This is a genomic window from Bacteroidota bacterium, from assembly GCA_030706565.1.
GTDB lineage: Bacteria > Bacteroidota > Bacteroidia > Bacteroidales > JAUZOH01 > JAUZOH01.
The window spans coordinates 1-5,911 of record JAUZOH010000237.1 but is presented as its reverse complement, the minus strand read 5'-3'; the positions used below and the strand labels follow the sequence as shown (position 1 = coordinate 5,911).

Annotated in this window: 4 protein-coding genes; 3 read left to right on the top strand and 1 reads right to left on the bottom strand. The window is 39.1% G+C overall.

Annotated features, from left to right (window positions below; translation table 11 throughout):
• Positions 1-3: 3 nt before the first annotated feature.
• Positions 4-1,044, bottom strand: a complete 1,041-nt coding sequence (gene ribD, locus Q8907_11575) for a bifunctional diaminohydroxyphosphoribosylaminopyrimidine deaminase/5-amino-6-(5-phosphoribosylamino)uracil reductase RibD (GenBank protein MDP4274907.1) — start codon at positions 1,042-1,044, stop codon at positions 4-6.
• A gap of 59 nt (positions 1,045-1,103) precedes the next feature.
• Here ribD and prmC point away from each other — a divergent pair, with 59 nt between their 5' ends.
• The 3 genes from prmC to Q8907_11560 all read left to right on the top strand — a co-directional run.
• Positions 1,104-1,985: a peptide chain release factor N(5)-glutamine methyltransferase gene (gene prmC / locus Q8907_11570; protein ID MDP4274906.1), complete on the top strand. Its 882-nt coding sequence runs from the start codon at positions 1,104-1,106 to the stop codon at positions 1,983-1,985.
• 283 nt (positions 1,986-2,268) lie between these two features.
• Positions 2,269-2,556 (top strand): hypothetical protein, encoded by a 288-nt coding sequence (locus Q8907_11565; GenBank protein ID MDP4274905.1) that lies wholly within the window; start codon positions 2,269-2,271, stop codon positions 2,554-2,556.
• Positions 2,557-2,837: 281 nt separating this feature from the next.
• Positions 2,838-5,911, top strand: a 3,074-nt coding sequence (locus Q8907_11560; GenBank protein ID MDP4274904.1) for a TonB-dependent receptor, incomplete at its 3' end; no start/stop codon positions are given.

Sequence of the window (5,911 nt, the reverse complement as noted above, 5' to 3'; positions counted from 1 at the left end):
CTCTTATTTTTTATTCCTGAAAACCTCCAACAAATCCTTTCCCAGACTATCCCGGTAATCCGGTTCGGCATTCAGGACCGGGGCTTTTACGCCCTGGTTGAAATATTTATCTGCCGTGAAAATGCGGGCTTCGTCCCATTTCCCTGCTTTGATCAAGCTGTTTAACAATTCTGCCCCGCCTTCAATAATGACCGACTGGATATTTCGTATATAAAGTTCGTTTAAGACCGAATCAATCGGGTTATCGTTATAATCAATTTGAATATAAGTCAGGTTGGCCTGTTCCTGGTTTGACTTTTCGTTAAAGACAAGGGTGGGAACTGACTGGTCGAACAAATGCAATGAAGCGGGCAATCTTAAATTCCGGTCCAAAACAATCCGGATAGGATTTTTTCCGGGCCATTTCCGGGTGGTGAGTTGAGGATTGTCCATCAAGGCTGTATTTGTGCCAACCATGATGGCTTGCTCCTCGCTTCTCCATTTATGAACCAAGGTGTGGGACAACTCGTTGCTTATCCGGGCGGCCTTTTCTGTTGATTCGCACCTGAAATCAATAAACCCGTCGGCAGTCTGCGCCCATTTTAAAATGATATAAGGCCTTTTTTGTTCCTGGAAAGTAAAAAAGCGCCGGTTGATCTCCCTGCATTCCTTTTCCAGTATACCCATATCGACCTTGCAACCTGCCTGAAGGAGTTTTCCAATTCCTTTCCCTGCCACCAGTTTATTTGAATCGGTTGTACCTACCACCACATGGGGGATTTTTTTGTTAACGATCAAGTCGGCACAGGGCGGTGTTTTCCCGTAGTGCGCGCAGGGTTCCAGGCTTACATATAAGGTGGCATGAACTAGCAACGATTGATCTTTGACTGATGCAATGGCATTTACTTCTGCATGTGCCTCGCCACATTGCCTGTGGTAGCCTTCTCCAATAATTTGGTCGTTCAGAACGATGACAGAACCTACCATAGGATTGGGCGCAGTATTCCCTTTTCCCAGGGCAGCAAGCTCCAGGCAACGTTTCATATATTTTTCCTGTTCGTTCATTTTAATATTTTTTTAAATCTCTTTGAACAAAAATGTAATTTTACCAAAAATCTTACAGCATGATGCAGCCGGGAGAACATACGATCAGGGAAACTTTAGCTTTAATCAGGCAGGGCCTGGCAAACCGTTATCCCAAATCGGAAGTGCAGGGTTTTATCCGTATTATTTTTGAGCATCTGCTTTCCTATAGCCAGACCGACCTGGTCTTGAAACCGGAACAATTAATTCCGGCTGCCACATTTGACAAAATTAACGAAATAATCTCGAGGCTTCAAAAGAATGAACCTGTTCAATATATTTTAGGTGAGACTGAGTTTTACGGGCTTAGGTTTAAAGTCAATTCCCATGTGCTGATTCCCCGGCCTGAAACCGAAGAGCTGGTGAAATGGATCAGCGATGAAGTGCACCCCGGCGGGAAAACCAGAATCCTTGATATTGGTACAGGCAGCGGTTGTATTGCTGTGGCTTTGGCGAAAAATATTGCCGGTGCTGAAGTCGATGCAATCGATGTTTCTGAACCTGCCTTGAAAGTTGCTGCCGGAAATGCGGCCTTGAACAAAGTAAATATCAATTTTTACTACTGCGATATTTTAAAAAATCAGCCTTTCCCGTCTTCTTCATTGTTTGAGGTGATCGTGAGCAATCCTCCTTATGTCCGCGAATCGGAAAAAAAGTTGATGCTGCCCAATGTCCTGGATTATGAACCTTCGTTGGCTCTTTTTGTCCCTGATGAGGACCCGTTGCGTTTTTATAGGGCAATAGCAGCTTTTGCCTGGGAGCATCTTGTCGAAAATGGCCATCTTTATTTCGAAATAAACGAAGCTTTGTTTGATGAAATTTCTCTCCTGTTGAAAAATCTGAATTTCTCAGGGATTAAAATCCGTAAGGATATAAACGAAAAGTGCAGAATGATAAGTTGTACAAAAGGTAACGCGATTTGAGAGTTATTCCGGTCAACAAATCATACCCTTTTTGGCAACATTTTAACCCCTGTAGTTAACAAATTATCCCCCTAATTTAAACATTTGCATCCCCTGACTTCAAAAATTCTGGACTAGATTTGAAAATGAAGTATTTAGTTTTTTTGCTTCTGTTTGTTATTTCTGTATTGGTGACAGAATCGATGGATTAAGATTTCTAAGCCGTGTTTTTACGGAATTCTGTAGTTAATGATCGTTTTGTCCCGATGCATAGATTAAAAAACCTGTTTCACCTAATTTTCTTATGATGAAAAGAACTACAATTTGTCTTTGCTTCTTGTTTTTAATGTTCATGTTTTCGTCCCAGGCTGCAGATTATAAAATCCTGACTGATGGCGTGGTTGTTCATCCAGAAAAGGTTACCGGAAACGGAGCCAAGTCAATCAGGCTTCAGGTAGTATCTAATCAGATTATTCATGTCATTGTCATTCCATCCAATGACTTCTCTGCTGAAAATAGCCTGATGATTAAGGATTATCCCCATAATAAAGTAATTGGAAAACGGAAATACATAAAGGTTGGATCAGCCTGAGTACCGATAAATTAAAAGCCTCTGTTTCGCTCAAAACTGGCGAAGTTGCCTTCTCGGATTTGAGTAAGGTTTTCACCAAAGTAGTGATATGATTTCAAATAAACAAAGTCTTTCTGCATTACAGCCAATTTGATGATTAAGGATTTGACAGGTTGGTGTTTATGGTTTACTCAAGTGGCTATTTGAGGTGGCCGACCAACTCCTTTAACTTACATCGATAAAAGAGTAAAGTCATGTATACACATAAATAACGGATATAAATTAACCTAATATTAAATTCTATGAAAGAAAAGTTCAAGATCAAGGGGATGAGAAAGTCCCTGTTTAAAGCAAGTTCTGCTTTAAAATTTACTGCGATATTCTTAGGAATAGTCCTTATTACGCAGGTTATGTCGAGTTCAAACTTGTTTGCCCAGGAAACTACAAAACACAAAGTGACCGGTAAAATTATCTCTGCAACAGACAATAATTCATTACCCGGGGTCAATATTTTGGTGAAGGGGACAACCAACGGCACTGTTACAGGGGTTGATGGTCGTTTTACTATCGATGTAACTGATAATGATGTACTGGTAGTGTCATTCCTGGGATATGTTTCCAAAGAGGTATCAGTAGCTGGCAAATCCCAAATAGATATCTCTCTCAATGAAGATGTTAAAAAACTGGAAGAGGTAGTGGTAGTTGGTTACGGCGTTCAGAAGAAAAAATTAGTAACCGGCGCCACTGTATCAATGAAAGGCGAAGACCTTCAAAAACTCAACACTACCAATGCATTACAAGCATTACAAGGACACATCGCAGGGGTAAATATTACTTCTACTTCGGGTCAACCCGGTGGTGGTTTTAAAGTAAACATTCGTGGTGTGGGAACTATAGGAAATGCAAATCCGCTTTATGTGGTTGATGGTGTTATTACCAGCGATATTACCTATTTAAACAATTCGGATATTGCTTCCGTTGATATTTTAAAAGATGCTGCATCATGTGCCATCTATGGTATCAACGGGGCAAACGGTGTCGTTTTGATTACGACAAAAAGTGGAATGTCAGGTAAAAAAACAGGACAAATTGATTTCGATGCATATTACGGTGTACAAAATATTGGCCATAAAGTGGCTTTGTTGAATGCAACTCAATATGCTACTATGCAAAATGAAGCAGCAATAAATTCAGGGAAATTGCCTCTTTTCACACAAGCGCAAATTAATGCCTTAGGCAACGGGACTAACTGGTTAGACCAAATGTTTTCTTCCAATGTTCCGGTTCAAAATTATGATTTATCTTCCATTGGAGGAACTGATGTTACCTCTTATTCCTTAGGTTTGTCCTATACTCAACAGGGAGGAATAATTGGCGGTTCGGATCTTTCAAACTATAAGCGATATAACTTCCGTTCAAATTCCGAACGTAAAATATACGACGGGGTGTTGAGCTTAGGTGAACACCTGACTTTTTCTTTCACTGATCAAAAAGGGATAGCAGATGGAGGAATATATTCCGGTAATCCTCTTCATAGCGCCTTTGGCACAAGTCCTTTATTAGCCATGTACGATGAAAAAGGGAATTATTTAAGCAGTATTAACTCTACCATATATAATGGGGGCCCTTGGAATAATACTGAAGCGAATCCTTATGCAGTAATGCAATACAATAATCAGAATGATAAAAAGACTCAAAAATTAATAGGAGATGTTTATGCAGAATTTCAACCCATCAACAATTTAAAAATAAAATCAACTTTCGGTTTAAATTATTCTTCTTCTGCTAATCATAGCTATACTCCTGCTTATGATAAGTTATCAATATATGAGTTTAACCTTTACGAAAAAACTGGTCAGGGTAGTTCTCAGGGATATACGTGGAACTGGGATAATACAATTAACTACCTGTTTGGAAATGATGATCACAAATTTGATGTTTTAGCCGGTACTGCAATTCGTAAATACCAGGGAACATTTGTAGGCGGGAATATTACTGGATCTACTTTATTTAGTTCTTTTGATCGTGGTTATCTAAGTACTTCTACAGTAACTTCAATAACCATGAGTGCTGACACTTCTGCTGCCAACAAGCAAACCATTACTCATGGAATGTCGCTTTATGGAAATGCAAATGCGGTGTATGCTCAAGCTTCTTTTTTCGGCCGTATTAATTACAGTTATAAAGAAAAATATTTAGCCTCTGTTATTTTTCGTGCTGATGGTTCTACTATGTTTGCCAAAGATCATCAATGGGGATACTTCCCATCATTTTCTGCCGGTTGGGTGGCAAGTAATGAGGCATTTATGGAATCAACCCATAATTGGCTGGATTTTTTGAAAGTACGTGCTAGCTGGGGTTCTAATGGCAATGATGGTATTTCTGCATTTAATTACCTGTCTTTAATTGCCTTATCAAACGCTCAATACAATTTTGGCAATAATAATAGTACTTTAACTCAAGGTTCATATCCTTCGACAATTGGAGTTGAAAATACTAAATGGGAAACATCGCAACAAACCAATATTGGTTTTGATGCAAGATTATTTCGTGGTAAATTAGAAATGAGTCTTGATTTATACAACAAGACCACAAAAGACTGGTTGATTGCAGCGCCTTTATTAGCAACAGCCGGTGTAAATAAAAATCCATATATTAATGGTGGCGATGTTACCAATAAAGGCACAGAACTTCAATTATCATACAATGGAACATTTGGGAAAGATTTTACCTTCACTGTTTCCGGTTCCTATGCCTATAATAAAAATGTGGTTAATAATATCCCGACATCTGATGGAATTATTCACGGCGGCACCAACAGTTTATTTGTAAATGGCCCTGAATTTTTTAGAGCTTCAACAGGAAATCCGATTGGATATTTCTGGGGATATAAAACTGCTGGAATTTTTCAAAATGAAGCAGAAGTAAAATCATATAGAAGTAACGAAAATGTATTACAACCAACTGCTCATCCGGGTGATTTGAAATATGTGGATTTGAATGGCGATGGCGTAATTACAGCTGATGATAAAACAAATATCGGCGATCCGAATCCGCACCATATATTTGGTTTTACATTTTCAGGCAATTATAAAAATTTCGATCTTTCTGTTGCAGCCAATGGAGTCGCAGGTAATAAAATTGTTCAGTCTTATCGTAACCCTGGCCAATATGGTAACTGGACCTCTGATATTCTGAGCCGTTGGCATGGTGAGGGAACTTCAAATACAATGCCCCGAGTGACTCAAAATGGATCTAACTGGGCAGAATTTTCAGATCTTTATGTTCATGATGGAAGCTATTTAAAAATTTCAAATATTACACTCGGATACGATCTGGCAAAAGTTGTGAAATGGAAAAATTTAAGCCGGTTCCG